The organism is Hymenobacter sp. DG01 (assembly GCF_006352025.1).
GTDB lineage: Bacteria > Bacteroidota > Bacteroidia > Cytophagales > Hymenobacteraceae > Hymenobacter.
The window spans coordinates 3,130,978-3,156,967 of sequence record NZ_CP040936.1 but is presented as its reverse complement, the minus strand read 5'-3'; the positions used below and the strand labels follow the sequence as shown (position 1 = coordinate 3,156,967).

The 25,990-nt window shown below is 55.3% G+C and carries 26 protein-coding genes; 16 read left to right on the top strand and 10 right to left on the bottom strand.

Annotated features, from left to right (window positions below):
* Positions 1–27: 27 nt before the first annotated feature.
* The 12 genes from FGZ14_RS13400 to FGZ14_RS13345 all read left to right on the top strand — a co-directional run bounded on the left by FGZ14_RS13400 (position 28) and on the right by FGZ14_RS13345 (position 12,535).
* On the top strand, positions 28–621 hold the full coding sequence (locus tag FGZ14_RS13400; RefSeq protein WP_139924744.1) for an aminodeoxychorismate/anthranilate synthase component II: 594 nt from the start codon (positions 28–30) through the stop codon (positions 619–621).
* 13 nt (positions 622–634) lie between these two features.
* Positions 635–1,411, top strand: a complete 777-nt coding sequence (locus FGZ14_RS13395; RefSeq protein WP_139924743.1) for an alpha/beta fold hydrolase — start codon at positions 635–637, stop codon at positions 1,409–1,411.
* A 148-nt stretch (positions 1,412–1,559) separates the two neighbouring features.
* Positions 1,560–2,237 (top strand): CBS domain-containing protein, encoded by a 678-nt coding sequence (locus FGZ14_RS13390; protein WP_139924742.1) that lies wholly within the window; start codon positions 1,560–1,562, stop codon positions 2,235–2,237.
* A gap of 13 nt (positions 2,238–2,250) precedes the next feature.
* On the top strand, positions 2,251–3,714 hold the full coding sequence (locus FGZ14_RS13385) for a POTRA domain-containing protein (protein WP_180754353.1): 1,464 nt from the start codon (positions 2,251–2,253) through the stop codon (positions 3,712–3,714).
* Between the two features lie 37 nt (positions 3,715–3,751).
* Entirely contained in the window at positions 3,752–4,645 is an 894-nt protein-coding gene (locus FGZ14_RS13380) for an NAD kinase (RefSeq protein ID WP_139924740.1), read from the top strand.
* Positions 4,646–4,769: 124 nt separating this feature from the next.
* Positions 4,770–5,660: a DUF6089 family protein gene (locus FGZ14_RS13375; protein WP_139924739.1), complete on the top strand. Its 891-nt coding sequence runs from the start codon at positions 4,770–4,772 to the stop codon at positions 5,658–5,660.
* Between the two features lie 40 nt (positions 5,661–5,700).
* Positions 5,701–6,456 carry a DUF6089 family protein gene (locus tag FGZ14_RS13370; protein WP_139924738.1) on the top strand — a complete coding sequence of 252 codons (756 nt, stop codon included), beginning with the start codon at positions 5,701–5,703 and terminating at the stop codon, positions 6,454–6,456.
* Between the two features lie 168 nt (positions 6,457–6,624).
* Complete coding sequence (locus tag FGZ14_RS13365; protein WP_139924737.1) at positions 6,625–7,371, top strand: isoprenyl transferase; 747 nt, start codon at positions 6,625–6,627, stop codon at positions 7,369–7,371.
* Between the two features lie 9 nt (positions 7,372–7,380).
* The gene (gene bamA / locus FGZ14_RS13360; protein ID WP_139924736.1) at positions 7,381–9,906 is read left to right on the top strand and encodes an outer membrane protein assembly factor BamA; all 2,526 of its coding nucleotides are present in this window, start codon (positions 7,381–7,383) and stop codon (positions 9,904–9,906) included.
* 42 nt (positions 9,907–9,948) lie between these two features.
* The gene (locus tag FGZ14_RS13355) at positions 9,949–10,632 is read left to right on the top strand and encodes an OmpH family outer membrane protein (protein ID WP_139924735.1); all 684 of its coding nucleotides are present in this window, start codon (positions 9,949–9,951) and stop codon (positions 10,630–10,632) included.
* A gap of 45 nt (positions 10,633–10,677) precedes the next feature.
* Entirely contained in the window at positions 10,678–11,316 is a 639-nt protein-coding gene (locus tag FGZ14_RS13350; protein WP_257883226.1) for an OmpH family outer membrane protein, read from the top strand.
* Between the two features lie 118 nt (positions 11,317–11,434).
* The gene (locus FGZ14_RS13345) at positions 11,435–12,535 is read left to right on the top strand and encodes an RluA family pseudouridine synthase (RefSeq protein ID WP_139924733.1); all 1,101 of its coding nucleotides are present in this window, start codon (positions 11,435–11,437) and stop codon (positions 12,533–12,535) included.
* A gap of 75 nt (positions 12,536–12,610) precedes the next feature.
* Here FGZ14_RS13345 and FGZ14_RS13340 read toward each other — a convergent pair whose 3' ends face one another.
* The 9 genes from FGZ14_RS13340 to mazG form a co-directional block, all read right to left on the bottom strand.
* A complete protein-coding gene (locus FGZ14_RS13340; RefSeq protein WP_139924732.1) occupies positions 12,611–14,233 on the bottom strand; it encodes a tetratricopeptide repeat protein in 1,623 nt (540 codons plus the stop codon).
* Positions 14,234–14,285: 52 nt separating this feature from the next.
* The gene (locus tag FGZ14_RS13335; protein ID WP_257883225.1) at positions 14,286–15,281 is read right to left on the bottom strand and encodes a PstS family phosphate ABC transporter substrate-binding protein; all 996 of its coding nucleotides are present in this window, start codon (positions 15,279–15,281) and stop codon (positions 14,286–14,288) included.
* Positions 15,229–15,483: a hypothetical protein gene (locus tag FGZ14_RS21925; RefSeq protein ID WP_184094058.1), complete on the bottom strand. Its 255-nt coding sequence runs from the start codon at positions 15,481–15,483 to the stop codon at positions 15,229–15,231. The genes FGZ14_RS13335 and FGZ14_RS21925 overlap by 53 nt, the downstream gene beginning before the upstream one ends.
* A 192-nt stretch (positions 15,484–15,675) precedes the next feature.
* Positions 15,676–16,374 carry an energy transducer TonB gene (locus tag FGZ14_RS13330; protein WP_180754352.1) on the bottom strand — a complete coding sequence of 233 codons (699 nt, stop codon included), beginning with the start codon at positions 16,372–16,374 and terminating at the stop codon, positions 15,676–15,678.
* Positions 16,375–16,732: 358 nt separating this feature from the next.
* Positions 16,733–17,563, bottom strand: a complete 831-nt coding sequence (locus FGZ14_RS13325) for an energy transducer TonB (RefSeq protein ID WP_257883224.1) — start codon at positions 17,561–17,563, stop codon at positions 16,733–16,735.
* Positions 17,560–18,084, bottom strand: a complete 525-nt coding sequence (locus FGZ14_RS13320) for a biopolymer transporter ExbD (RefSeq protein ID WP_139924730.1) — start codon at positions 18,082–18,084, stop codon at positions 17,560–17,562. Before FGZ14_RS13320 ends, FGZ14_RS13325 begins: the two co-directional genes overlap by 4 nt.
* Before the next feature lie 11 nt (positions 18,085–18,095).
* Positions 18,096–18,725, bottom strand: coding sequence for a biopolymer transporter ExbD (locus FGZ14_RS13315; protein ID WP_139924729.1), 630 nt, complete (start codon positions 18,723–18,725; stop codon positions 18,096–18,098).
* Between the two features lie 70 nt (positions 18,726–18,795).
* Positions 18,796–19,674, bottom strand: coding sequence for a MotA/TolQ/ExbB proton channel family protein (locus FGZ14_RS13310; RefSeq protein ID WP_139924728.1), 879 nt, complete (start codon positions 19,672–19,674; stop codon positions 18,796–18,798).
* Between the two features lie 262 nt (positions 19,675–19,936).
* On the bottom strand, positions 19,937–20,776 hold the full coding sequence (gene mazG, locus FGZ14_RS13305) for a nucleoside triphosphate pyrophosphohydrolase (protein WP_139924727.1): 840 nt from the start codon (positions 20,774–20,776) through the stop codon (positions 19,937–19,939).
* 164 nt (positions 20,777–20,940) lie between these two features.
* Between mazG and glmM the strand changes: the two genes are divergently transcribed.
* Positions 20,941–22,329 carry a phosphoglucosamine mutase gene (gene glmM / locus FGZ14_RS13300; RefSeq protein WP_139924726.1) on the top strand — a complete coding sequence of 463 codons (1,389 nt, stop codon included), beginning with the start codon at positions 20,941–20,943 and terminating at the stop codon, positions 22,327–22,329.
* A 189-nt stretch (positions 22,330–22,518) separates the two neighbouring features.
* Positions 22,519–23,673: a cysteine desulfurase family protein gene (locus FGZ14_RS13295; RefSeq protein ID WP_139924725.1), complete on the top strand. Its 1,155-nt coding sequence runs from the start codon at positions 22,519–22,521 to the stop codon at positions 23,671–23,673.
* On the opposite strand, the gene FGZ14_RS13290 is transcribed toward FGZ14_RS13295, so the two are convergent.
* A complete protein-coding gene (locus FGZ14_RS13290; protein ID WP_139924724.1) occupies positions 23,670–24,599 on the bottom strand; it encodes a DUF389 domain-containing protein in 930 nt (309 codons plus the stop codon). The genes FGZ14_RS13295 and FGZ14_RS13290 overlap by 4 nt on opposite strands.
* 157 nt (positions 24,600–24,756) lie before the next feature.
* Here FGZ14_RS13290 and FGZ14_RS13285 point away from each other — a divergent pair, with 157 nt between their 5' ends.
* Both FGZ14_RS13285 and FGZ14_RS13280 read left to right on the top strand, forming a co-directional pair.
* The gene (locus tag FGZ14_RS13285; RefSeq protein WP_139924723.1) at positions 24,757–25,407 is read left to right on the top strand and encodes a hypothetical protein; all 651 of its coding nucleotides are present in this window, start codon (positions 24,757–24,759) and stop codon (positions 25,405–25,407) included.
* A gap of 24 nt (positions 25,408–25,431) precedes the next feature.
* Entirely contained in the window at positions 25,432–25,917 is a 486-nt protein-coding gene (locus FGZ14_RS13280; RefSeq protein WP_139924722.1) for a PRC-barrel domain-containing protein, read from the top strand.
* The last annotated feature ends 73 nt before the right edge of the window (positions 25,918–25,990 follow it).

The window sequence follows — 25,990 nt, the reverse complement described above, 5'->3', positions numbered from 1 at the left end:
GTTAGGCTCTATGCGTGTTACTGGTTTATGCGTCTGTTGCTGCTGGATAATTTCGACTCCTTTACCTACAACCTGCTGGACTATCTGCGCCAGGTAGGGTGCGAGGTGGAGGTGCGCCGCAACAACGTGAGCCTGCCCGAAATTCAGGCCCTGGCTTTTGATGGCATTGTGTTGTCGCCGGGGCCGGGTACGCCGGCCGGAGCCGGCGTCATGCCGGCCCTCATCCAGGAGTATCATACCCGGGTACCCATGCTGGGCGTTTGCCTGGGGTATCAGGCATTAGGAGAGTTTTTCGGGGCCCGGCTGCGTCGGGGCAGCCGTCCGGTGCACGGCAAGGTATCGGAAATTGAGTGGCAGGTTTCCAGTCCGCTCAGTGCCGGTCTGCCAAGCCGGATGCCTGTTACCCGCTACCATTCGCTGATACTGGATCAGCTGCCGGCCACGTTGGAGACCTTGGCGTACACTACGGCAGACGGCGAAATAATGGCGCTGCGGCACCGGCATCTACCTCTGTACGGAGTGCAGTTCCACCCGGAAGCCCTCCTAACCCCCAATGGCCTGGCGTTGCTGGGCAATTGGGTCAAGAATTGTATCATTGCACACCCTGCCCCACGGCAGTAAATTTCTTGGCACGATGGCGCTGCAGATCAAGGATAAAAATGGCTTTCAGTACGTAGATGAGGGCACCGGCGAGGTGCTGCTGCTGCTGCACGGCCTGTTCGGAGCCCTCAGCAACTGGCAAGAGGTCGTAGCTGGGTTCAGCCCGCAGTACCGGGTAGTAATTCCGCTGCTCCCCATTTACGACATGCCCCTGACGAAAGCTGGCGTACCCGGTCTGGTTGCCTTTGCCGAGGATTTTATGGCGGAAATCGGCCTCACGGAGCCCTGCACGGTGTTGGGTAACTCGCTGGGCGGGCACATTGCCCTGGTGTACACGCTGCGTAATCCGGGCCGCGTTTCCCGTTTGGTGCTTACCGGCAGCAGCGGCCTGTTTGAGGACAGCATGGGCGGCTCTTTTCCCAAGCGCGGGAATTATGCCTACGTGCAGGAGCGTGTAGCTTACACGTTTTACAACCCGGCCGTTGCCACCCAGGATCTGGTAGATGAGGTCTTCAGTGTAACCAACTCCAACGCCAAGTGCCTGCGCATTATCAGCATTGCGCGCTCGGCCCAGCGGCACAACCTGGCTAAGGAGCTGCACCACATTCAGGTGCCGGCCCTGCTCGTGTGGGGGCTGAACGATACCATTACGCCGCCGGTAGTGGCCCATGAGTTTAACCGTCTGCTCCGGCACTCCGAGCTGCGCTTTTTGGACCACTGTGGTCATGCCCCCATGATGGAGCGCCCCCAGGAGTTTAACCAGCTGCTGCGACAGTTTCTGGTCCGCACCCAAGTCCCGGTAGCCGGCTAACCAACACGGGCCAACGTACATTCGTCCGGGGGGGTGCAACGGTTGATCCGGCTGCGTTACTCTTTTAGCCAGCTTCGTACGTATGTATCGTTGAAACCCGTTCTTTTGGTAGTGTCCCTGCACGTATCCTCGTTCCCCGCTCCGCCCCATGAACTCCATTATTGCTGAAGACTTACTAAATCAAATGATTCCGCCCCTGAAGGTGACGGACTCGATGGAGAAGGCGGCCCGGTGGCTCGAGGAGTTTCACGTGAGCCAGCTGCCGGTGCTTGATCAGCGCAGCTACCGGGGCCTGATTACCGAGGCTGACCTGCTGGACCAAGACACCAGCACCCGGCTGCTGGGCGAGGTGACGCTCAACTACGGCAATGTGCACGTGCAGCGCGACCAACACTTCTATAACATCATTGAGCTGGCCGTGCAGAACAAGGTGCAGCTGGTTCCCGTGCTCGACGATCAGCGCGAGTACCTGGGGGTAGTAACCGTCAGCGACACGCTGGCGGCCTTCGGCAAGGTGCCGGTTGCCAGCAGCCAGCAAGGTATTATTGTGCTGGCCATGGAGGAACGCGACTATTCCCTAACTCAGATCAGCCGCTACGTAGAGGAAAACAACGCCAAGATCATCAGCGCGCATGTGGCCCAGGACGAGCATGATCCGTACCGCATCCGCCTGACCCTTAAGCTGAACACCCCGAACATCACCCGCATTATTGCTACCCTGGAGCGGTTTAACTACTCCATCACGGCTCAGTTCAGTGGCACCGAAGAGGTAAGCGAAGACGAGCAGCAGCGCTACGATGCCCTGCTGCGCTACCTGAATATCTGAGGCTGAACGCGTAGTGCTGATTTGTTTACTGACCTTGCTGCTGGGCCTGTTGCCATCGGCTCCTCCGGCCGGCACACCAGGGGTAGCGCACGCCTCAGTTCCCGCCGACTCCCTGCGCCGCGCCGCCACTGATAGCCTCGTGTACGCCCAGTGCCCCGACTACGCCACGCTCCGGGTCGCTGCCGTGCTTTTTGTGGGCAACAAGGTTACCAAAGAAACGGTGTTGCGGGCCGAGCTGGACTTCCGGGAAGGGGACATGCTGCAGGCTCCTACCCTAGGCAAGCGCCTGGAAGCCAACCGTCGCCGTCTGTTTAACCTGCAGCTGTTTCATCAGGTGCTGGTGCAGGCCGTTTGCCGGAATGGAGAGCTGACCATCCTATATAGCGTGCAGGAGCGGTGGTACACGTTTCCAGTGCCTATCTTCTCCCTGGCTGACCGCAACTTCCGGTCCTGGCTCGATCGCCCCGACCGGTGGCAGCGAGTTGATTATGGTCTTCACGTAGTTCGGCGCAACTTCCGGGGCCGCAACGAGCAGCTGCTAGGTAATCTGCAGTTAGGCTTCAACCGTAAATACGAGCTGTTCTACGAGGCGCCCGGCTACGGCCACCGCCGCCGGATTGGGGTAGGAGCGGGCTTCTCTTACTACCGCAGCCGTGCCCTCGATTACGCTACCCGCCAGGATAAGCTCCTAAACCTGCGGCAGGCACAGGCTTTTCCCATTGAGCGCCAGTACGCCAGCCTGGGTGTGCGCTGGCGGCGCACCGTGCAGCACCTCACTGCCCTGGATGTATCCTACCATCAGGAGCGGGTTTCTGATTCCGTGCTGTACTACAACCCGGTGTATTACTTGGGCGGGCCCCGCCGCAAGTATCTGGAGTTTGCTCTCGTGAGTACCCTCAATCAGCGGAATACCTTCGCCTACCCCCTTACCGGCCAGTATGCTCAGGTAGCCGTAACCTACCGGGCTTTCCTGAGCAGCGGCGCCCCCAATATCCTGACGCTGCGCGGGCGTTACGCGCGCTACCTGGCGTTGGGCGGACCGTTTTATTACAGCATCGGAGCTCAGGCGCAGCTGCGCCTGGCCACTCGGGTCAGCTACGCCGATAACCGGGCCTTAGGCTATGAGGCCTTGGTTCGTGGGTACGATGCCTACGTAATAGATGGGCGGCACTACGGTCTCCTCCAACAAGGTGTCACGTATAAGCTGCTGGATATAGGAAGGCTGCAGCTTAAAGGGCTCCGGACTGCCAAGTTCAATACCATCCCGCTCGTGTTTTATCTCAATACCTTTGCGGATGTGGGGTACGTGCGCCAACCCACCGTCTTGCCAACCAACCGGTTGCCTAACCGGTTACTGGCCTCGGGCGGGGTAGCCCTGCACCTCGTCACGTATTACGACTGGGTCTTCACGCTGGAGTATGCCCGGAACCGGGAGCAGCAGGGAGGCCTATTTTTTCGGACCCAGTTCCCCATTTAACCATCCGGCCAGCTTATGGTCAGGTTACGTTTTGAGTATGAAAATTGCCATACTGGGTAAGCCGTTCAGCGATGATCTGACGCCGGCAATGCGGGAGATGATCAATGAACTGGTACGGCGTCAGGCCGAAGTCAGCATTCTGGACTCGTTTCATGCCTATCTGAGCGAGCGGATGGAGCTGCCGGCCGGCATTACTACCTTCAACCGTAGTAACTCCCTGCAAGGAACTCGCTTCGTGCTTAGCATCGGCGGCGATGGTACGCTGCTGGACACCGTTACGTACGTCGGGGCTTTGCAAATCCCAATCCTGGGTATTAATACCGGTCGGCTCGGCTTTCTGGCAACCATTTCGCCCGATAAGATTCTGCCCGCCCTGGATTCTCTATTCAAAGGTCACTTCGTGCTGGAAGACCGGAGCCTCATCCGGGTCGATACGGATCCGGATACGTTTGGTAGTATCAACTTCGGACTCAATGAGTTCAGTATCCTGAAGCGCGATACTTCCTCCATGATTGTGGTGCACACCTACATTGATGGCGAGTACCTGAATTCCTACTGGGCCGATGGCTTAATTGTAGCAACACCAACCGGCTCCACGGGCTATTCCCTGAGCTGCGGCGGGCCGGTTATGCTACCCCAGACAAACAATTTTATTATTGCTCCCGTATGTCCCCACAATCTGAACGTACGCCCTCTCATTGTGTCGGATCGGAGTGTCATCTCCTTCGAAATAGAAGGTCGGAGCAATAACTTTCTGCTCTCGCTTGACTCCCGTTCCCAAACCGTGGAAGCCGGAATTCAGATTGCCGTTCGCCGGGAAAATTTCAATGCTCGTCTGGTAAAGCTGAATCACGTTAACTTCCTGAGTACTTTGCGCAGTAAGTTAAACTGGGGTCTGGACCGCCGAAACCCCGCTGGCATACCTATATAAGCATAGAGAATTTCCATTAATAGTTTTTTAAGTTGAAGTCATCTTCTACTTTTGCTGCTGACTGCGACCGTGCCCGTACAATTCGCGCATTCTTCAACCAGAATATTTCTAACCTTCGCTTAATATGAAGCAACTCTTCACCTACACTACGGCCTTGCTGCTAGTCCTCGCACTGGTAGCAACGGAAGCGAGTGCACAGCAATTCAGCAAGCGGAAGCAGTACAATTCCGTTGGCGTGAGCCTGAATGCGATGAACTACTTCGGGGACATTACCCCCAAGCCCAGCATTCCTAGCTTCCGGGCTGGTGCAACCCGCCCCAACCTGGGTCTGACGTTTACGCGCCGCTTTGCTCCCCGCATTTCGGGCCGTGCCGCTCTTTCCTATGGCCGTATCACCGGCGATGACGCGAAAGCAGCTGATCAGAACGACCCAGACGCAAAATTTCGTTACAACCGGAACATGAACTTCCGTAACGACATCTTGGAACTGTCCGCTACGGGTGTGTTCGATCTGATCGAAAACCGCAATAACTACATTCGCCGTCCTGACTTCGTTCCTTACGTATTCGCTGGCGTTGGCGTAATTCACCACAACCCTAAAGGTTTGGATGCAAATGGCAATTATGTAGCCCTGCAACCGTTAAGAACCGAAGGACAGTCGGAGGCGTACTCCCAAACTCAGTTTGTCATTCCTTTCGGCGCCGGCGCCCGTTACAAGCTGAACAAGCAGTTTGACATCGGTCTGGAGCTTGGCTTCCGCAAAACGTTTACTGACTATCTTGACGACGTAAGCGGCAACTACGCTCCCCTTACTGCCCTGCAGTCGGATGCAGCCAAATACTTTGGTCACTACATTACGGGCGGCAACACTACTGGCTACCCCGGCACTTACGATGAGTCGTTTCAGACCGGTGAGATGCGTGGTAAGAGCAACGAAAAAGACTGGTACACCACCCTGGGTATATCAGTAAACTATATTCTCGCTCCGCGAGTAAGAAGCCCCAAGTTCCGATAGCCAGTAAACTGGCTGTCAGTTTTCATCAACAGCCAGTCTAATGACGTATTCGAAGCGCTTCAAAACACTCCTTACTGGCCTGCTGCCGGTGGGGAGTGTTTTTTTTGCCTGCACCGCAGCGGCTCAAAACACCAGCGAATTAGGAATCGGCCTAGGAGGGCTGACCTATAAAGGGGAACTCTCGCCTCACTACCAGTTCCGGAATAACCGCCCTGCCCTTGCTGCTTTCTACCGAAAAGATGTGTCGGCGCCGATAACGCTCCGAGCTAGTTTCACTGCTGGTTTATTGCGTGCCGACGATGGCAACGTAAGGGATATAAACAAGCGTAACCCCCCACTAGCCTCCTACCGCCAAGCTAACATGAAAGGAAGCCTGCTGGAGGCATCCGGGGTAGTAGAGTATAACTTTTTTGACTACCACAACCGCCGGGATAAAGTCCATTTTACCCCTTATGTATTCGTAGGGCTGGCCGGGTTTTATGCCAATACCCAAACGACCAGCAGTGCTAATCCGCAGCTGGACCGGAAGGCCGGACTCATCAGCCTTTCTATACCAGCTGGGTTAGGGTTCAAATACGCCTTATCGGAGCATTGGAACCTGGGGCTGGAAGCAGGTGCCCGCAAAACATTCACGGATGCTCTGGACCACATAGATGGCAAGTCGCGGAGCCAGAACGACCTGCTGGGTAACCCGAATGACCAGGACTGGTACTTCTACAACGGGTTGAGCATTTCCTATACTTTCTACAAAATCCGTTGCCCGGAGACGGGGCAGGCCACCGGTAGGAAAGATTAACCTTTCCTGCGGCTGCAGCGGCCTACCAGGCAACATAAATAGCATAGCCCCCGACATACTAAGTGCCGGGGGCTGTTCGTATTATGGCCCGTTGCAGTAACTCGTTATTGGGCAGGCTTGAATGCAACCATTTACGTAACTTGCGGCCTCTTTACACTAAAAGTCCTGATGGCCGTCCGGTCCGAAATCGATTCCCAGAATATTCCCGCTCACGTAGCTGTCATCATGGATGGCAATGGCCGCTGGGCCAAGCAAAAGGGTGGCTTACGCATTTTCGGGCACCAAAGTGCCATCACGGCCGTGCGCGAAACCGTGGAAGCTGCTGCCGAAGTAGGGGTCCGCTACCTGACGCTGTATGCCTTCTCAACCGAAAACTGGTCGAGGCCGGCTCACGAGGTGATGGCGCTTATGCAGTTGCTGGTACATACTATCCGGCAGGAAACACCTACTCTGCTGAAAAACAGCATCCGTTTGCAGGCTATTGGTCAGATTGAGAATCTGCCTGCCTCCTGCCAGAAGGAGCTGGCTGAGGCAATAGAGCTCACGAAAGGAGGCACCCGCACTACCTTGCTGCTGGCTCTCAGCTACAGTGGCCGCTGGGATTTAACCCAGGCGGCCCAGCGCATGGCTGCTGAGGTAGCGGCTGGCCGGCTACTGCCCGCCCAGATAACGGAACAGACCTTGGCCGGCTTTCTCTCGACGGCCGGAATTCCGGACCCTGAACTGCTGATCCGCACTAGTGGCGAGCAGCGCATTAGTAATTTCCTGTTGTGGCAGCTGGCTTACACGGAACTGTTTATTACCGATTTGCTGTGGCCTGATTTCCGGCGTGAGCATTTCTACGACGCCCTGCGAGCCTACCAGCAGCGGGAGCGCCGGTTCGGGAAAACCAGTGAGCAGCTAACCATTTCGTAATCACAGAACATGAGTTCTTCCTATCATAAGATTATTCCGGTAGCCGCCCTTGCGCTAACGTTAGGCGCTGCGCCCGCCACCAGTGCCCTTGGGCAGGTGCAGGCTCCTGCTGCAGCCGGTGAGCAACCTCAGCGCTATACCTTGGGAGGGATTTCGATTAGCGGTGCCCGTTACCTTGATGCCAATACGCTGATTGGCCTGACCGGGTTGAAAATAGGTGACCCGATTACCATTCCGGGCGAGGAAATAGGCAAAGCTATCCGCCGGCTCTGGGACCAGGGTATTCTTGGTGATGTAAGTGTAAGCATCGCGCGTACCGAAGGTTCCCGCGTTTTTCTGGATTTCAACCTAAAGGAGCGCCCCCGGCTGTCTAAGTTCGAGTTCTCGGGCATAGGCAAAGGACAGGCTGATGACCTGAAAAACAAGATCAAGCTGATACGGGGCAAGGTAGTAACCGATGCCCTGCTCAGTAACACCCGTGCCCAGGTCCGGAAATTCTACACCAACAAAGGCTACCTCGACAGCAAGGTCACTATCACCCAAGTGCCCGACTCTTCGTTGTCAAACAGTGTGACCCTTAACATCAAGGTTGATAAAGGGGCTAAAGTCAAAATCAAGGAAATTGCTTTCGAGGGCAACACGGCCTACTCGGATAGCAAACTGAAGGGCAAACTCAAGAAAACCAAGGAAAAGAAGTTTCCAAAGTTCTTTAACTCGGGCAAATTTCAGACAAAGGAATTTGCCGATGATAAGCAGAAGCTCATTGAGTTTTACAATGGGGAAGGCTACCGCGACGCCGTGGTGCTGTCGGATACGCTGGAGCGCGTTGGGGACGGGTTGCGCCTGACTATTCGGGTAGATGAGGGCCCCAAGTACTATTTCCGCAACATTTCGTGGAAGGGCAACTACCTCTACGACGATAAAACGCTGGCCTCCGTTCTGGGCATCAAGGAGGGTAGCGTGTACAGCAAGGAAACGCTGGACAAGCGCCTGAACTATAACCCCACGGGCCAGGACGTGACCTCGCTCTACATGAACGATGGCTACCTGTTCTTCCAGATTGAACCGGTAGAAACCAAGGTTGAGGGCGACTCCATCGATATTGAGATGCGCATCACGGAAGGGGTGCAGGCGCGCATCAAGGATGTGAACATTGCCGGCAATACCAAAACTTCCGACCACGTAGTGCGCCGGGCGCTCTACACCCTGCCCGGCGACAACTTCAGCCGGGAGCAGCTGATTCGCAGCCAGCGCGAAATCGCCACACTCGGTTATTTTGACCCGGAAAAAATCGGATTGAACCCAGTGCCTAACCAGGCCGACGGCACCGTGAACATCAACTATACGGTGGAAGAGAAACCTTCCGACCAGATTACGTTGTCTGGTGGCTGGGGCGGCTACGCGGGATTTATCGGCACAGTCGGGCTGGTATTTAATAACTTTTCGCTGCGTAAGGCCGGCTCCCTGCGTAACTGGACGCCCGTACCGGCCGGCGACGGACAGCGTCTGGCTTTGAACGTACAGGCCAACGGTCTTCAGTATCAGGCTTATTCTTTCTCCTTCACGGAGCCCTGGCTAGGTGGCCGCAAGCCCAACTCTCTATCAGTAAGCCTGAACAAGAGCATTCAGCGCTTGGGCACCAATTTCAACGCTGAAACAGGCAGCTTTATCAAGGTAAACAGTGCTTCCGTGAGCCTGGGCCGCCGTTTGCGCTGGCCTGATGACTACTTCACGCTGAGCAACTCGCTTTCCATAAGCCAGTACAAGCTGCAGAACTATACGTTCTTCCAGAACTTCCAGAACGGTAACGCCAACAACATCACGCTTAATACCACGCTTTCCCGCAATAGCATCGACAACCCGACGTTTACGCGGCGGGGCTCCTCGCTGGCGCTGAGCGTAAGCCTGACACCGCCTTACTCCGTTTTCCCCGGCTCGCACCCGAATGTAAACGAGTGGGTAGAGTTCCATAAGTGGATGTTCGATGCTTCGTGGTTTAGCCCCGTGATAGGTAAGCTGGTGCTTAACACCCGGGCCCACTTCGGTTTCATTGGTAGCTACAACTCCAGCCGCGAAATAGGGCCGTTTGAGCGGTTTAAGCTAGGGGGCTCCGGCCTTGGATACGGTGGGTCTTCCAACTTCCTGGTAGGTACGGAATACGTAGGCTTGCGCGGCTACGCCGACCCCAATGACGATACGGGCGGCTCATTGCCGGCCTCCCGCCGCGACTCGAACGGGGGCGTAGTGTACAACAAGTTTGTGCTGGAAATGCGCTACCCCGTCAGCCTGAATCCGGCAGCCACAGTGTACGTGCTGAGCTTCGCGGAAGCTGGTAACTCCTTTGAACGTTACACCGACTATAACCCTTACAAGTTGTACCGTTCGGCCGGGGTAGGAGCCCGCATTTTCATGTCGGCATTTGGTTTGCTAGGCTTCGATTATGGCTGGGGTTTCGACAAAGTGCCGATCTACACCAGCGGTCAGAAGCAAGACAAGGGCATGTTCCACTTCATTATTGGTCAGCAGATCCGCTAAGCCCGGCGGTGCGGCCAGCGACACTTCATCTTTTTTTACCGTATGAACAAGATGTTTTCGTGGGTAGCAGCCGCAGTGCTGTTCCTGCTGGTAGCAGCCCCTCAGGCGGCCGATGCTCAGAAGTTCGGCTACGTCGATTCCGAATTTATTATGGGCAAAATGCCGGCCTATGCCCAGGCCCAGCAGGAACTCAATACTCTTTCCGGTAACTGGCAGAAAGACATTGAGGCGCAAAAAAAAGACTTGGATAAGCTGTATCGGAATTATCAGGCTGAAGAAGTGGTTCTTACAGAGCCGATGAAGAAGAAGCGGCAAGATGAGATTCTGAAGAAGGAGCAGGATATTAAAGCTTACTCCAACAAGATCTTCGGTTTTGAGGGCCAACTCTTCAAGAAGCGGCAGGAACTGACTAAGCCGGTGCAGGATCAGGTGTTTGAGGCCATTGAAAAAGTAGCCAAGAAAAAACAGTTGGCTATAGTATTCGATAAGTCCGGCGACCTGACCATGCTCTATACCAACCCTGTGCACGACTACACGGAGTTTGTGCTGGAAGAACTGGGGCTGGCCTCGGAAGAACGCAACCAGCCCGCCCAGAAAGGCACCGTTCGGGCGGTGGCTACTCCTCAGGCTCCCGGCGGGGAAACGGCAACGGAAGATGAACCAGCACCTACCCGCACCAAGCAGCCCACCCGCACGACTCCGCGGCCGGCAACCCGAAAAAACTAACTTTGCGCATCTAACTCTCTGACATTTTTCCTTTTGATGACCACCATGAACAAATTCCGCGTTGCGCTGGCTGCTGCCGCTCTTACCTTCTCTACGGCTACGGTTTCGATGGCACAGACGGCTGCTCCGCTGAAAATTGGCTATACCAGCGTACAGTACGTGCTGAGCCAGATGCCCGAGAGCAAGCAAATTGAGTCGCAGCTGAAGGACTACAGCACCCAGCTCAAAACTCAGCTTGATGCTAAAGGCAACGAATTCCGCACCAAAGCGGAAGCCTACCAGAAAGGTGCTACCACCATGACGGAAGTGGTACGCGCCGACAAGGAAAAGGAGTTGCAAAACCTGCAGCAGTCGATTCAGGAGTTTCAGCAGAACGCTGAGGTTTCGCTGCAGCAGAAGCAGCAGACCCTGCTGAAGCCGGCCCTGGATAAGCTGCAGAAAAACATTGATGCTGTAGCGGATGAGAACGGCTATACCTACATCCTGAACTCGGATGGTGACAGTCCTCTGCTGCTGCACGGCCCCAAGGATGGCGACGTTTCGGACCTGATTCTGAAGAAAATGGGCATTACGCCCGGCGCTGCTGCCGCTGCCTCGAAGGTAGCTACCCCGGCTGCTAGCCCAGCCGCCGCTACCCCCACGGCTAACTCCGCCACAAAAACCAAAACCAAGACGAAGAAATAGTACGGCCGCCGCCGCTTATTCTTCCTGAAACAACACAGCCGAAGCAATGCTTCGGCTGTGTTGTTTATATAGACACCCAGCCGAACGGGGCTGTCTGCTCACTGCCCGACTACGTTTCATGTACCACGATCCAGAAGAATTTCCTGACCCCATTGCTGATGCGAATAACTCCGGCTACCCCTCTGGAGCAAACGAAGCGCAGGATGATGAGGACGGAGACGAGTTATATGAGCACCACCGGATTCGGGCCGACCGGCGGCAGGAATTGCTGCGCCTGGATAAGTTTCTGCTGAACCGCCTGCCCAGTACCTCCCGCACACGCATCCAGAATGCTATTAGGGCAGAGGCAGTGCAGGTGAACGACCGACCCGTAAAGTCGAACTATCGGGTAAAACCCCTGGATGTTATTACGATTACGCTGCCGGAGCCGCCCCGTGAGTTCAAGGTAGTGCCGGAGCCCATGGACCTCGATATTCGCTACGAAGATGCAGAGTTGTTGATCGTAAACAAGCCCGCTGGGCTGGTGGTACATCCGGCGTATGGCAACTGGAACGGGACGCTGGTAAATGGGCTGGCTTATCACCTGCAGAACCTTCCTACGGGCCGTAACGGTGAAATAAGGCCCGGGCTGGTACATCGCATCGACAAAGACACTTCCGGGCTGCTGGTGATTGGTAAAACTGAATTTGCTATGACTCATCTTTCCAACCAGTTCTTTCATCATACCATCGAGCGCACCTACTTGGCCTTGGTGTGGGGGGTGCCAAAGGAGGAGCAAGGCACCATCCAGGGACACATTGGGCGCAGCCTGAAAGACCGAAAGGTGCAGGCCGTATTTCCTGACGGTGATTATGGCAAGCATGCCGTCACGCACTATAAAGTGCTGCAATCATTTGCTGGTAAGGTAGCCCTGCTCCAGTGCAACCTCGAAACCGGTCGTACACACCAGATTCGGGCGCATATGAAACACATTGGGCATCCCTTGTTTGGCGATGCCACGTACGGAGGCGACAAGATCGTATATGGGCAGCGAACGGGTGCCTACAAGACGTTTGCCGAGAAAATGCTGGGTGCTATGCCACGACAGGCCCTGCACGCCAAATCACTGGGCTTCGAGCACCCAGTAACCCACACGCAGATGCAGTTTGAAGCGGAGCTGCCAGCTGATTTCGAGTTTCTGTTATCCAAATGGAGTGAGTTTGCGCAAAACGGGGCGTAGGTTGCCAGCCTGAATAACAGAAAAGGCCTGCTACTCTGTAGCAGGCCTTTTCTGTTATTCAGGCTGGTGGTTAGCTTACTTACGCTTTACCGGCGCTTTAGCGGCGGTCTTAGGCTTATTGATTTCAGCTATTGCGGTCTTGGCCTGCTGGTCGTTGGGGTCCAGAGCCAGAGCCTGCTGCCAGTAGGGCAGAGCAGCCGTCTTGTCACCCTTCTGATAGTAGTAGTAACCAAGGTACTTGTTGGCCTCGATCAGGCCAGTCTTGTACTTAGCAGCATCAGCCGAAGAACCTGCTACCTCGATGTATTTCTCGTAGTAAGGCTTAGCCAAGCCCTGCTTCGAGTCTTTGTCGATGTTAGCATTGGCCCGGGCACGCATCTGGTAGCCGGGCACGTAGTTCGGACGCTCGGTTAGAACCACACCGTATAGGCTGTCAGCCTGAGCGTACTGGCCGTTCAGCTCGTAAGCGCGACCCAGATACACCTTGTCAGTCAGCTCACCGCCCTTGGTAGCAGCCATGCGGGCCTTGAGAGTGGCAATAGCATTGGGGTAGTCCTTCGCGGCCAGGTAAGCCTGGGCCAACTCGTTCTGCAGTTCGGCTGCTTTCTTCGGATCAGCATCAATGGCTTTCTTGATGATAGCTGCTCCTTCAGTCGTCTTGCCGCCCTTAATCAACATCTTACCGTAGTACACATTGTCTTCGGTAATGAGCTTGTTGCTGGCAGTAGCAAGCTGCATATATTTCTGCATAGCAGCCAGAGCCTCATCATTCTTGCCCGTCTCATAGAGCGAGTAAGCGCGCAAGCGGTTCATGGTGAGGTTGTTAGGCTCTTTGGCTAGGACCTTATCTACTTCCACTAGTGCCTCAGGGTACTTTTTGGTCAGGTACAGAAAGGAAGCCGATTTAGCATCCGTGCTAGAGGTCTTCTCTGCCAGAGAGGAGTACTTCTGGAATTGCGCCAAAGCGTCATCGTAGCGACCGGCGAAGTAATACGTTTCGGCCAAGGCGTTGTAAGCCGGTGCATAGTTCGGGTCAAGGCTGATAGCCTTGTCGAAGTTAGTTTTGGCCTCGTTGTAAGTGCGGGCGCGCATGTTCAGCTGGCCCTTGCGCACATAAGCCTGCACGTTATTGGGGTCGGCCAGGGTAGCACGCTCGTAGCTGTTCATGGCCTCGCCACCGCCTTGCTCCGTCTTCAGGTACAAGTCACCGCGAGCAATCATCAAGGCCGCATCATCCTTGCCTTTATTCAGTTTCTCGCCGGCGCTAACGTAGGAAAGGGCTTTGGTTACGTCTTTTACATCAGATTCAGCGTACGCCTGAGCAATCATGGTGTACACCTTCTGGTCCTTGCCTTTGGACGTCTTAACGGCGTTGTCAAACTGAATTTCGGCCTCAGCCGTTTTGCCCTGGGCCAGCGCGGCGCGGCCGGCGGCTACCTGCGTGAAGGCATCCTTCGGGTTCAGAGAAACACGGTTGAAATAATACGCGGCCGAATCAGGCATGTCGCGCATTTGGTACAGGCGACCCAGCTCGAACGAAGTTTCGTTCGATTGTCCTTGCCGCAGCAACGCAGCGCGGGCCTCGCCATAACGCTCCAACTCAATGGCTTTTTGGGCGCCCGATGATTGGGCCAGGGCAGCAGAGCCCGAAACAGACAAAGCAGCGAGGAGCGTGAGCTTCCAGGGCTTGAGATTCATGAGCAAAAGGTTTAGTGAAAATGCGGAGGGAAAGGAAAAAGAAGAAGCGAATCTACTGGGGCTTTACGTCGATAAGACGAACCTGTCCGGTCGCAGGCATCAGGCCAGATTTCAATATGATCAGCTGACCCTTGTTGCCCGCAACAAAAGATGCAAAACCGGTGCCAAGTCCGGCCCTTGCTTCCCGGCTGATTACGTACAACTCACGCCGCAGGGGATACACTTTCTGGGCTAGATAACCCTGATAAGGCTGGATGTAGTCTGAAGGGGTAGAACCAGTAGTTTTGGCGCTAACCCCTACCACCCGGACACGCTTCAAGAACTTCTGAACCGCTGCATCGTCCCGGTCACTAATCCAGTTTACCCCAATTACGCCAATAGCGTTCGGATGACTGGCAACGTAATCCAACAGGGCCGGGTTTGATTTGGAAGCGTAAGCTGTTTTGGTAAGTGCGGCGCCGTGCGTTACGGAGTCTTGCACAAACCGAGCAGTGCTAGAGCTGTTGTTGTCAAATACAACGGTAATGTCACCCAGCTTGTTAGTTGGGCTGAGCTGCGACCATTGCTGCTGCTGCCCGGTAAAAATGCCGCGCAGCTGCGCCATGGTAAGCAACGAATCGGGGTTACTGGGGTGCACCACAATAGCTACTCCATCAACCCCAATACGGATAGAACGCGGAACTATCTTCAAGCGTTCCAACCGGGTGCGTTCGTCCGTGGTAAGGTCACGGGATACAACTGCCAGCCGGATGCTATCAGCCAGAAAAGCTTCCATTACTTTTCCTTCCGGCTGGTACTCTGCCTGAATTTTGGCACTGGTGTACAGTTTCTGAAAAGTATCTACCTGCGAAGTCAGGATGGGCTCAAACGTTTCGTCAACTCCAATACGGATGGATCCACTGGTCGGAGTATCGGTGGCTTGAGCTGCGGAGCCGGAATTATCTCCACAGCTACCTAGCCCCAGACTAGCCACTATAAGTCCGAAACCCCAAAATTTAGCGTGCGTCATCCCTGTTTTTTTTGAAATGTTGCCGGTAGGTGCGGACAAATCTAATAATTCCGTAAAATACAAAGACTGCGGCCAGCAAACGACGAACCGTATCACCAAGTGTTAGGGCACCGGCTGGGGCAAACCACAAGTACAAACCCAGCCCTACGTAGATCACCGACATGAGCAAGGTGAAATAGCGTACCAGGGATTGTTGTTTATGGTTGCCTAGTCTTTCTTCGGTGTGAGGCAAATCAAGCATACAAAGCAGAAATCGGTGTGTATGGTCTAAACGTCAGAGCAGGCAGGGTTTGTTCGTTTTTATGCGTATGGCCTATTATCCAGCATCTGAGCTGACGATAAAAAGCGTCCAAAAACGGATGTTACAAAGGTAACCAGCCGCTTTCGGACGCTTAAAGATCAATCTAAAAACGAATATATAGCGCAGAGTAGGCTATTCGTATTTAAACGTAATAGGCAGCGTGTAGCGTACCGGTACGGCGTGCTGGTTTTGGTAGCCAGGCTTCCAGGCCGGCATCTGCCGGATTACGCGCGAGGCCTCTTCATCCGTACCGTAGCCCAGGCCCTTCAAAACTTCGATGTCCATAATGCTGCCATCAGAGTTGACGGTAAAGGAAATATATACTTTCCCCTCTACTCCGGCCCGGAGTGCTTGGGAGGGGTAGCGCAGGTGCCGCTGCAGGTACTTGGTAAGGGCTGCGCTACCACCCATGAACTCCGGCATGTTCTCTACGTGCACGAAGGGCTTGGTAACAGGCGGAGCCGCGGGCTTGGAAGCGGAGTCACTGCCGCCTACCGGGCCGGTAGCTACCAAACTGCCTCCAGTCCCCTCCTGAGGCACATCACCTACCACTACCGGGCCATCGGCTACCGGAGCCGTAATCTGCTCATCTGGGACGGACTGCACCTGCTCATCAGGCACAACCCGGGTAGCAGTAGCACTAGGTGGCCTTACTACTACTGTAGCAGTGGCGGCAGGCTCTGCGGGTTTGGGAGTCGCGAAAACAGGGTCAATCAGTGTAATTGGCTTAAGAGGGTCAACCGGAACTTCCGGCGTTATCGTTTCTGAGGGCCAGAAACGCTGAATCACCAGGGGGGTAGCAATCAGTAAAGCGGCTAAAGCAGTAGCCATACCTATGGCTGTGATAACATGACGACCATAAGCTTTCCGGAGTACATAAGCTCCATAGGCTTTGTTGCGCCCTTCAAATACGATATCGTCCAGAGATGGGAGAGAGGTGTGCGCGGATGTGGTCATGAGGTATAGATTATGAAGTGAACAAGGAATTAAACGCTGCTAATTTCTCAAGCCCTAACCTCTGCTCTTTTACCGCTACTCTCTGGCTTTCACCTTACTAAACGCCACAACTAACGCGTATAGTATGCGAGCCTACTATATTTATTATTCTCTATAAAAAAATAGAACCCGAACCAGGCCAAAGCCTGATTCGGGTTCTAAGCTGCGTTCCTGGTGAACCAAAAAGCGAAATCTACTTGATAGCGAAGGTTACCGGAACAGTGTAGTACACCGAAACAGCCCGACCGTTCTGCTTACCAGGAGTGAAGCGAGGCAGGTTTTTGATAACCCGCAGCGACTCTTCGTCGCAACCGGCACCGATACCTTTCTGCACCTCGGCATTCGTAACCGACCCGTCGGGGCCTACTACGAACTTAATGAAAACGCGGCCTTCAACTTGGTTGCGCAGTGCCATTGCCGGATACTTAATGTTCTTAGCAATGTACTGGAGCAGGGCCTCTTGTCCGCCTGGGAAAACCGGCATCTGCTCAACGTAGGTATAGGGCTTAGTTTCCACTACCTCCTCTACCGCTTTGGTGCCTTCACCGGGTTCCAAACCAGCCAGGTCGGCAGGATTGTCGGTGTTGCCCTTTACGGTCTCGTTGGCAACCACCTTATCCTTCAGCTCTTCCTGATCCGGAATTTCTTCCTGCTTCTGCACCTCGTTGTCTTTCTTCACAACAGGCGGCACAAACTTAATCGTGGAGAGCTTTGGCGGCGGCGGTGGCGGCGCGTCTGGTGGCGGCGGCGGTGGGGGTGGCGGCTTAGTGGCATCCAGGGGTGGGGCCTCTAGTACGTTCACCTTTAGCATCTTCTCATCGGCTACTACCTCTTCTTTCTTCAGCATGCGTGCCACCAGAGGGAAAGCAATCATGAGAGCGAAGAGCGCAACGGAGAGAAGAACTGCCCGGGTTACGTGCTTGCCATACACCCGCCGGATTACGTAGGCTCCATAGGCCTTATTGCGCCCCTCGAAGACGATGTCATCGAGGGAGGCATTGGCCAACTGTGCGTTGTCCATCATAATCCAGAAGATTTAATCAATTCCGTGTCATTCTTCGTGATGGTCACCAACGCGTATTTCTTCGTTTCGGTGATGTTCATCTCGTCCAGAATGTCCACCATGTTCTTATAAGCGGCCTTCTCTTCGGGCTTAATCAGAACTACGAGGTCCGGATTGCTCTTGTGCTGAAGCAGCACTTTGCGAACTCCATCGGCTCCGTAGTTGGTAAGCTTCAGTTCAGGCTTCTCAGTGCTGCTCAACAACCCATCGTAGTAATACAATTTGTTGTTTTCGCCTAAGAGCAGCGTCAAAGCGTTGGATGCTTTGATAGCTGGGGGCTCAGGATCATCGGGCTTCGGCTTCACCGGCATAGCTACCTCCATTACGGTAGGCTTGCTAAAGGTGGTCGTAAGCATAAAGAAGGTAAGCAGCAGGAAGGCCAAGTCCACCATCGGGGTCATGTCGATTTTGGTCGACATTTTCTTGGCCCGCTTCTTTCCGCCTTTCCCTCCGCCGGAGGCTTGTTGTTGTATTTCTGCCATGTCTGTGCGGGTTAGTTACTGGCCGTGGGTTTGGTTTCCAGGTCAGTAATCAGGTTGAACCGGTTGATGTTCTTATCCTGCATCAGTCTAATGACTTTCATCACAGTCGGCACGTCGGCACTACCGTCACCCTTGATAGCCACATAGGCAGGCTTACCGTAGGGCGATTTACGGCTCAGGGCCTGAGCAGTTTGTACCCACTCGATGAACTGGTTGTTAACGGAGTCAGCAGGAATACCCTCCTGTTTCACGTTCTTCCGCTGTTCACTGTCCAGGCTCAGAAGCGCGGGCAGTTTTTCGATGGGAGTACCAAAGCTCGAAGCGACGCCTCTAAAGGCCTGGATCTGAGCGGGAGTGAAGCTCACTCCATACTTAGCTCCTACCTGGGTCAGCAAATCCGACTTGATAGCGTCATCATCCACTCCGAAGAATACCCGCTTCTCTTTGTCAACCGCAATGGTAATTACGTGCGACTCAGGCAAGCGAATTTCAGAAGTAGAAGAAGGCGTATCGACCACCACAGCCTCTTCCGGGGCAAACTTGGTGGTGAGCATGAAGAAAGTCACCAGCAGGAAGGCCAAGTCCACCATCGGGGTCATATCCAACGACGGTGACGTTCTATGAGGCTTTACTTTGGGCATTGCTGGTGTAGTTAGTTAGCGTAATTCAGAAACGAAGTAACCTGTGCTTTAGTGCGTTGCGGCACTAAAATTAAGCAGTGTGGTGCTCGGTTTCGCCGTGTTGAGCAGCGAAGGTCTGAATGATGCTGAAGCCAGCTTCGTCGATGCTGTAGGTCAGCTCGTCAATTTTGCTGGTGAAGAAGTTGTAGGCTACGATAGCCAGAGCCGAGGTGCTGATACCCAGAGCCGTGTTGATCAGTGCTTCCGAGATACCGTTAGCCAGACCTACTGCGTCAGGAGCACCACCTTGGGCCAGAGCCGAGAAGGCCTTGATCATACCCAGTACCGTACCGATCAGACCTACCAGGGTAGCGATAGAAGCCAGGGTCGAGATGATAACGAGGTTTTTCTCCAGCATAGGCAGTTCCAGAGCGGTCGATTCTTCAATCTCTTTCTGGATGGCCAGGATCTTCTGATCTTTCTCCATGCCACGCTCACGAGCCATTTCCTGGTATTTGCCCAGGCCAGCTTTTACCACGTTGGCAACCGAGCCTTTCTGCTGGTCGCAGGCGGCAATAGCGCCCGTGATGTCGTTCACGTTCAGTTTCTGACGGATGGTGCGCACGAAGGACTCAATGCTCTTGCTGCCTTTTGCACGGCTGATGGTCAGAGCGCGCTCAATCGAGAAGATGATTACGCACAGGAACATGGTAATCAGTACGGGTACTACCGGACCACCTTTGTAAACTACACCGAAGTAGTCGCCGGGGAGGGGGTTGTTTTCGTTGTTGCCGCCTTGGAAGTGGCTGCCATCACCTAATACAAATTTGTAGACTACTACGCTTACGATAAACGCCAATACGATGGCGAGAATGGCAAACATCGAAGAACCACCGCCCTTGGCTTCGCCTTTCGGCGCAGCAGCGGCGGGCCGAGCCGCGGGCTTGTTCATGGCATTCTTTTGTTCCATTGTTCCGGAGAATTAGGGGGTTGTTGGTGAAAGGTTGAAGTACGATTAAAAAAAATGGAAAACGAGTGGCTAGGCTATAGACGGAGAAACCCCGCTCACCCGCACGCATAGCTTCTAAAAGCCTGGATAGCGTGGGTCTGCTCGTGCGCGGGGCCCGGTTCGAAAATAGATCTAGCCTTGGCAAACCTAATTAAAAACCTGTGTGCCGCCAAATGAAAAATGGGTTTAACGACGATAAGGCAATACACTTCTTTCTAAAAGGCTATTTCAGACCCGGGGTTGGAGGCGTTACGGGGGGTAGCTTTTTCGCCTGTTCCCAGTATGTATCCATCTGAGCCAGCGTAAGGTCGCGGAGCTGGTGACCATCCTCAGCTGCTGCCGACTCTAGATACTGAAAACGCTGAATAAACTTACGATTGGTGCGCTCCAAGGCCTCTTCAGGGTTGATTCCGGCGTGACGGGCAAAATTGATTAGAGAGAAGAGCAAATCGCCAAATTCGGCGGCAGCTGACGCTTGGTTAGCCTCCGAAGGGTAGGGAGTTACAAACTCAGCCTGAAACTCCTGTAGCTCTTCCTGTACTTTCTCCCACACCTTCTCCGGCCGCTCCCAGTCGAAACCAGCGCCTCTGGCTTTTTCCTGGATGCGCATGGCTTTTACCAAGGCGGGCAACGAGCTTGGTACGCCGCCCAGGACCGAGGAGTTCCCTTTCTCCTGCAATTTTAGTTGCTCCCAGTTGCGCTTCACGTCCTCCTCAGTGTCGGCAGTAGTGTTGCCGTAAATGTGAGGATGCCGGAATATAAGCTTCTCGCACTGCGCGTTAAGCACATCAGCAATATCGAATGCGCCTTGTTCACTGGCAATTTTCGCGTAAAAAGTCAGGTGAAGCATTACGTCGCCTAACTCCTTTTTCAGGTCGGTTAAGTCGCCGCGAATGATGGCGTCGCTGAGTTCGTATGTTTCCTCAATGGTAAGATGTCGCAGGCTTTCCAGAGTCTGCTTTTTGTCCCAGGGGCACTCAGTTCGCAGGCGGTCCAGTACGTCGAGCAGGCGGCCGAAAGCTTCCAGCTGAGCCGGCCGACGGGCAGAAGAGGTATTTTCCATTAAACCAAATATACAACACCCGTCCTGATGAGGCCAATCTTGGGGCCTTAGTTGGAGGCCAGTTACCCACCCTGCTGAATTCCACGTAGGGAAAGCAGGGGTAGTTGCCTACTTTTGCCTTCTCTTACTACGCTTACCGAGTACTTCATCATACAGACAGCACAGTGGCACTGATTAAATCCATTTCGGGCATACGAGGAACCATTGGGGGAGCAGCCGGCAACGGCCTTACCCCCATTGACGTGGTTAAATACGCCGCCGCTTTTGGCACGTGGGTGCTGCAAAAAACACAAAACAATACCATCGTAATCGGGCGCGATGCCCGGCTGTCGGGGGATATGGTAAGCCGGTTGGTGTCCGCGACGCTGCAGGGGCTGGGCATTAACGTAATTGATCTGGGATTAAGTACTACCCCCACCGTGGAAATGGCCGTGCCAGCTAAGCAAGCCGGTGGTGGCATCATTCTTACGGCCTCGCACAACCCCAAGCAGTGGAATGCCCTTAAGCTACTGAATGCTACTGGCGAGTTTATCTCGGACGAGGATGGCAAGCAGGTGCTGGCTCTCGGCGACTCCGAGGCGTTCGACTTTGCCCCCGTCACGAAGCTGGGCAAATACTCCACCGACGACACTTTCCTGCAGGAGCACATCAGCGCCATTCTGGCCCTGCCGCTGGTTGACAAGGAAGCCATCAAAGCCAAAAACTTTCGGGTAGTGGTGGATGCCGTGAACTCAACGGGTGGTTTCGCAGTGCCTATGCTGTTAGAGCAATTGGGCGTGGAGATTATCGAGAAGCTGTTTTGTGAGCCTACCGGCGACTTTGCTCACAACCCTGAGCCTCTGCCTGAAAACCTACGCGATATTGCCCGGGTGTTGGAAAAGGGCTCCTTTGATCTGGGTATTGTGGTGGACCCCGATGTGGACCGCCTGGCCCTGGTAAACGAGGACGGCACCATGTTCGGGGAGGAATATACTCTGGTGGCCGTGGCTGATTACGTGCTGCAGCGCAACGGGGGCGGCAACACTGTTAGTAACCTGAGCAGCACCCGTGCCCTGCGTGACGTAACTGAGAAGCAGGGCGGCAGCTACGCCGCCGCCGCCGTGGGTGAGGTGAACGTAGTAAACAAGATGAAGGAAACCAACGCCGTGATTGGCGGTGAAGGCAATGGTGGTATTATTTACCCCGAGCTGCACTACGGCCGCGACTCATTGGTAGGAATTGCCTTGTTTCTGAGTCATTTGGCGAAGTCAGGGATGACCATGACCCGACTGCGGGCTTCTTATCCGAATTACTTTATCTCGAAGAATAAGATTGAGCTGACCCCAGAAATCAACACGGATGAGGTGCTGGTCCGGATGCAGGAGCGTTACGCCAAGCACCCCATCAACAGCATTGATGGCGTGAAGATTGAGTTTGACAAGGAATGGGTACACCTGCGCAAATCCAACACGGAGCCCATTATCCGCATTTATGCCGAGTCGGACTCCAACGCCACGGCCGACCACCTGGCCAATAAAATCATCGGCGACATCAAGGAAATCATCAGCAAATAGCCTTGACTCCGATTGTGTGAAAAGCACCCCGACCCGAGCCCCTTGGAGGCTTGCGCGGGGTGCTTTTCGCTTATAGCCGAGTGGCTGACCCATGGGCCGACGTACAGAATTCCGGCCACCCCGCCGGAAATCCGTATTTTTGCACTGCCTCCTTTCTTAGTTTCTCACGATTACGCTTCGGTTCTGCTCATGAATGTGTATTTCGATAACGCCGCTACCACACCGCTGGACCCCGAAGTGCTGGATGCCATGCTTCCCTTTATGCGGGACCATTTTGGCAACCCCAGCAGCATTCATGGCCACGGCCGGCAGGTGCGCGCCGCCATCGAAAATGCCCGCAAAACCATTGCGCACCTGATTAACGCGGCCCCGGCCGAAGTGGTGTTTACTTCCTGCGGTACGGAAGCCGATAACTACGCGGCCTTTGGCAGCGTCCGGACGCTGGGCCTCAAGCACGCCATAACCTCGCCTCTGGAGCACCATGCGGTGCTGCATACGATGCAGGCCCTCGAAAAAGCCGGCGACGTGCAGTTAAGCTACCTGCGCCACGATGCCCAGGGCCGATTAGACCTGGAGCATCTGGAAGAGCTGCTGGCTACGCATCCGCGCACCTTTGTGAGCCTGATGCACGCTAACAACGAAATCGGTAACCTTAACGACATCGAGGCCATCGGGGACATCTGTGCCCGGCACAACGCCGTTTTTCATACCGATACCGTGCAGACTATGGGCCACTACCGCCACGACGTGCAGCAGCTGAAGGCACACTTTCTGGTAGGTTCGGCGCATAAGTTTCACGGTCCGAAGGGGGTAGGCTTCCTGTACCGCCGCTCAGGACTACTGGTTGATGCCCTTATTCATGGGGGCTCACAGGAGCGTAACCAACGGGCCGGCACCGAGAATGTGTACGGCATTATTGGGCTGGCCAAAGCTCTGGAAATTGCCTGCCGCGACATGGCTGCCCACCAACGCCACATTCAAGAGCTGAAAGACCGGTTTATTCAGAAGCTGCGGACCGAAATTGAAGGCGTGGAATTTAACGGTACCTCAGCCGAGGCCGATCAAAGCCTGTACACGGTGCTGAGTGTGAGTTTGCCGCCTTCGTCTCTGAATGAGATGCTGCTGTTCAACCTGGACATCAACAAAGTGTCGGTATCGGGCGGGTCGGCGTGCACCAGCGGGGCCAACGCTGGCTCCCACGTGCTCAGTGCCCTGGGCGCCAACCCGGACCGTGGGACCATCCGCTTCTCGATGAGCAAGTACAACACGGCCGAGGAAGTTGACTACGCCGTGGAGCAGCTAGCCCGAATGTACCGGCCGGAGCCTCTGAAAATGCGTGGCTAAGCCAGCGGCTGGCGCTTATGCACCAGCCACTGCTTCAGACCAAACAGGATAACCCCGGCTCCAATGATAAATATCCAGTCAAGGATAAAGCGCTCCAGGCCCTCGTAGGCCAGAGTAGCCTGCCCGGTAACTAAGCTTGCTCCGATGAGGGCCGCCGCCGGAATAATGGACAGCGCCACCAGCGGCCCGGCCTGAAAGCTCCGCCGGAAAGCGGCCAGCATTACCACACCGGCCAGGGCGGCGCTGGCCGAGGGCAGCCACTCCGCGAGCTTAGGATGCGCGATGTGCTGCACCTCGGGGTTGCCTGCCAGCGCCGTCGCCGACGATTCGCCGGCAGCTACCAGGGCATACATCGTCAGGGCGGCGCACAGCACCAGAAAGGCATAGCCTACCAGCGTAGAAACCACCCCGAGCCGAACCACGTGCCAGCGCTTGAGCACCAGGGCCAATGGAACCTTCGCCATGGGGTCGAAGCCCGGCGCAATAATGGCCGAAGAAACGAAAGCTACTGCCTGCGGTACGGGCTCGGCTACTAGACCTACCGTGCAGATAATACCGCCCAAACCCATCAGCAGCAAGTAGTTGGTGGTGATGCGGCCTTGGTGGCGAAGGCCGCTTTCCATTTCCTCCCACAGGGCCTCATCTTTGTCATTTTCCACCACTTCTTGCTGAGCCGGCGCAATAAAGCTGGTTGCTTCGCTGGTGGTCACGCTCAGGTCGGTATCGTGGCTGACGGCAGCCCGGGCCTGGCGCAGCACGGCGTCAACGCCCCGGTTCAGGACGTGCACAGTCAGCACGTCGCCGGCCGGCTTGCGCGAAATCCCGGCCTGAACCGTCAGGTTGATAACTTCTTCCAGGGAGGCCAGCTTCTGACAAAGCTCGTCGGTGGACGAGGGCGGCACGGTAAGGGTGAGGATTCGGTGCATGCGAAAGAAGTGAATAAACAACCCGGCGTACGTGTAAAGTAGCCCATGAGGCTATGACGAGGCGCAAACAGGCGGCACAGAACATAAATCTGAGCCGTGGAAGTATCGGAATGCGGCTGGCCTGCGTATGGATGGGCCGTACCTTGCGCTCTGTCTGATGGCTGAAATCAATATCCAGCGTAAAAAATCTTCTCCCAGCCCCTGGCTGCTGATCCTGTTGGTGCTGGCAGTAATAGGTGCCGCGGCGTACTACCTGCTGCGTGCCGACTCCAACGTGCCAGTGCCAGAGCCCGTGCCCGCCGGAGCCGGCGTGCCGACCCCCCCGGATAGCACTACGGGTGCCGAAACCGGGCCGCCAGCCGCTGATGCGGTCGGAGATATGGCCGCCGAGCCCGCCCCGGTGACACCGGAAGTGCTGACGGCCTTTGCCCAGGGTGACCCGGCCCGGCCCCAGTACGGGCGGGAAGGACTTCGCCTGCTTACCTCGGCTTTGGTTAGCCTGGCTGATCGGGACGACCTACGCGAGCCGGACATTGCTACCCGCCGCGACGAGCTGACCAGTGCTACGGCCCGGCTGGCAGAAGAGGGTAGCAGCCTGCGCCCAGGCTATGTGGCCGCGGCTGCGCTCATGCAGGCCATGCAGCAGAAAGCCTACCCGGCCCTCGAAGCTGATATCAACCAGCTGACTACCCAGGCTACGGCCCTGAGTGGGCGTACTGCTACCCCCCAGGACCAGCAGCAACTGCGCGACTACCTGACCCGGGCGGCTACCATTGTTACCGCGCTAAGTCAACCGCCGGCCCGCTAAGTCGGCCCGTTTTTGCTTTCCCATATGGAACCTACTACCGACCCAATTCCTTCCGGCCAGGGCTTGCACCTGCGGCGCCTGCGCGACCTCACCAGTTTTGAGGTGGCCGATGGCAACCCCGATGTACGCGGCTGGGCCGTACGCGGGGCCGATGGCCGACAGTTCGGGCAGGTGCACGAGCTGATTGTGGATATCGATGCGCTGAAGGTGCGCTACCTTGATGTGGAGCTGGACGACAGCCTGCGCATCAACCCCCACGACCGGCATATTCTGCTGCCCATTGGGGTAGCGGCTCTGGATGAGGACGGTGACAATGTGTTTGTACCCTCTCTCACGGCCGAGCGGGCCCTGGACTACCCGCCCTATGTCGAAATTCAGATTACCCGGCAGTACGAAGAAGCCATGCTGCGCGCCCTGAACCTACCGCTGCCCGCGGCCGCACCTGCCGACTTCTACAACCAGCCCGGCTACGATGACCAGCTGTTCTATCAGCGCCGCCGTCTGCAGTAGGCTAGTACTCTGTATGAAAGCAAAAGCGGCCGTTCCTGAGGAGGAACGGCCGCTTTTTTCGGAAAACGATTCT

Coding starts and splice junctions, on each gene's coding strand:
- FGZ14_RS13400 (WP_139924744.1), top strand. CDS start 28: ATGCGTCTGTTGCTGCTGGATAATTTCGACTCCTTTACCTACAACCTG.
- FGZ14_RS13395 (WP_139924743.1), top strand. CDS start 635: ATGGCGCTGCAGATCAAGGATAAAAATGGCTTTCAGTACGTAGATGAG.
- FGZ14_RS13390 (WP_139924742.1), top strand. CDS start 1,560: ATGAACTCCATTATTGCTGAAGACTTACTAAATCAAATGATTCCGCCC.
- FGZ14_RS13380 (WP_139924740.1), top strand. CDS start 3,752: ATGAAAATTGCCATACTGGGTAAGCCGTTCAGCGATGATCTGACGCCG.
- FGZ14_RS13375 (WP_139924739.1), top strand. CDS start 4,770: ATGAAGCAACTCTTCACCTACACTACGGCCTTGCTGCTAGTCCTCGCA.
- FGZ14_RS13370 (WP_139924738.1), top strand. CDS start 5,701: ATGACGTATTCGAAGCGCTTCAAAACACTCCTTACTGGCCTGCTGCCG.
- FGZ14_RS13365 (WP_139924737.1), top strand. CDS start 6,625: ATGGCCGTCCGGTCCGAAATCGATTCCCAGAATATTCCCGCTCACGTA.
- bamA (WP_139924736.1), top strand. CDS start 7,381: ATGAGTTCTTCCTATCATAAGATTATTCCGGTAGCCGCCCTTGCGCTA.
- FGZ14_RS13355 (WP_139924735.1), top strand. CDS start 9,949: ATGAACAAGATGTTTTCGTGGGTAGCAGCCGCAGTGCTGTTCCTGCTG.
- FGZ14_RS13350 (WP_257883226.1), top strand. CDS start 10,678: ATGAACAAATTCCGCGTTGCGCTGGCTGCTGCCGCTCTTACCTTCTCT.
- FGZ14_RS13345 (WP_139924733.1), top strand. CDS start 11,435: ATGTACCACGATCCAGAAGAATTTCCTGACCCCATTGCTGATGCGAAT.
- FGZ14_RS13340 (WP_139924732.1), bottom strand. CDS start 14,233: ATGAATCTCAAGCCCTGGAAGCTCACGCTCCTCGCTGCTTTGTCTGTT.
- FGZ14_RS21925 (WP_184094058.1), bottom strand. CDS start 15,483: ATGCTTGATTTGCCTCACACCGAAGAAAGACTAGGCAACCATAAACAA.
- FGZ14_RS13330 (WP_180754352.1), bottom strand. CDS start 16,374: ATGGCTACTGCTTTAGCCGCTTTACTGATTGCTACCCCCCTGGTGATT.
- FGZ14_RS13325 (WP_257883224.1), bottom strand. CDS start 17,563: ATGATGGACAACGCACAGTTGGCCAATGCCTCCCTCGATGACATCGTC.
- FGZ14_RS13320 (WP_139924730.1), bottom strand. CDS start 18,084: ATGGCAGAAATACAACAACAAGCCTCCGGCGGAGGGAAAGGCGGAAAG.
- FGZ14_RS13315 (WP_139924729.1), bottom strand. CDS start 18,725: ATGCCCAAAGTAAAGCCTCATAGAACGTCACCGTCGTTGGATATGACC.
- FGZ14_RS13310 (WP_139924728.1), bottom strand. CDS start 19,674: ATGGAACAAAAGAATGCCATGAACAAGCCCGCGGCTCGGCCCGCCGCT.
- mazG (WP_139924727.1), bottom strand. CDS start 20,776: ATGGAAAATACCTCTTCTGCCCGTCGGCCGGCTCAGCTGGAAGCTTTC.
- FGZ14_RS13295 (WP_139924725.1), top strand. CDS start 22,519: ATGAATGTGTATTTCGATAACGCCGCTACCACACCGCTGGACCCCGAA.
- FGZ14_RS13290 (WP_139924724.1), bottom strand. CDS start 24,599: ATGCACCGAATCCTCACCCTTACCGTGCCGCCCTCGTCCACCGACGAG.
- FGZ14_RS13285 (WP_139924723.1), top strand. CDS start 24,757: ATGGCTGAAATCAATATCCAGCGTAAAAAATCTTCTCCCAGCCCCTGG.
- FGZ14_RS13280 (WP_139924722.1), top strand. CDS start 25,432: ATGGAACCTACTACCGACCCAATTCCTTCCGGCCAGGGCTTGCACCTG.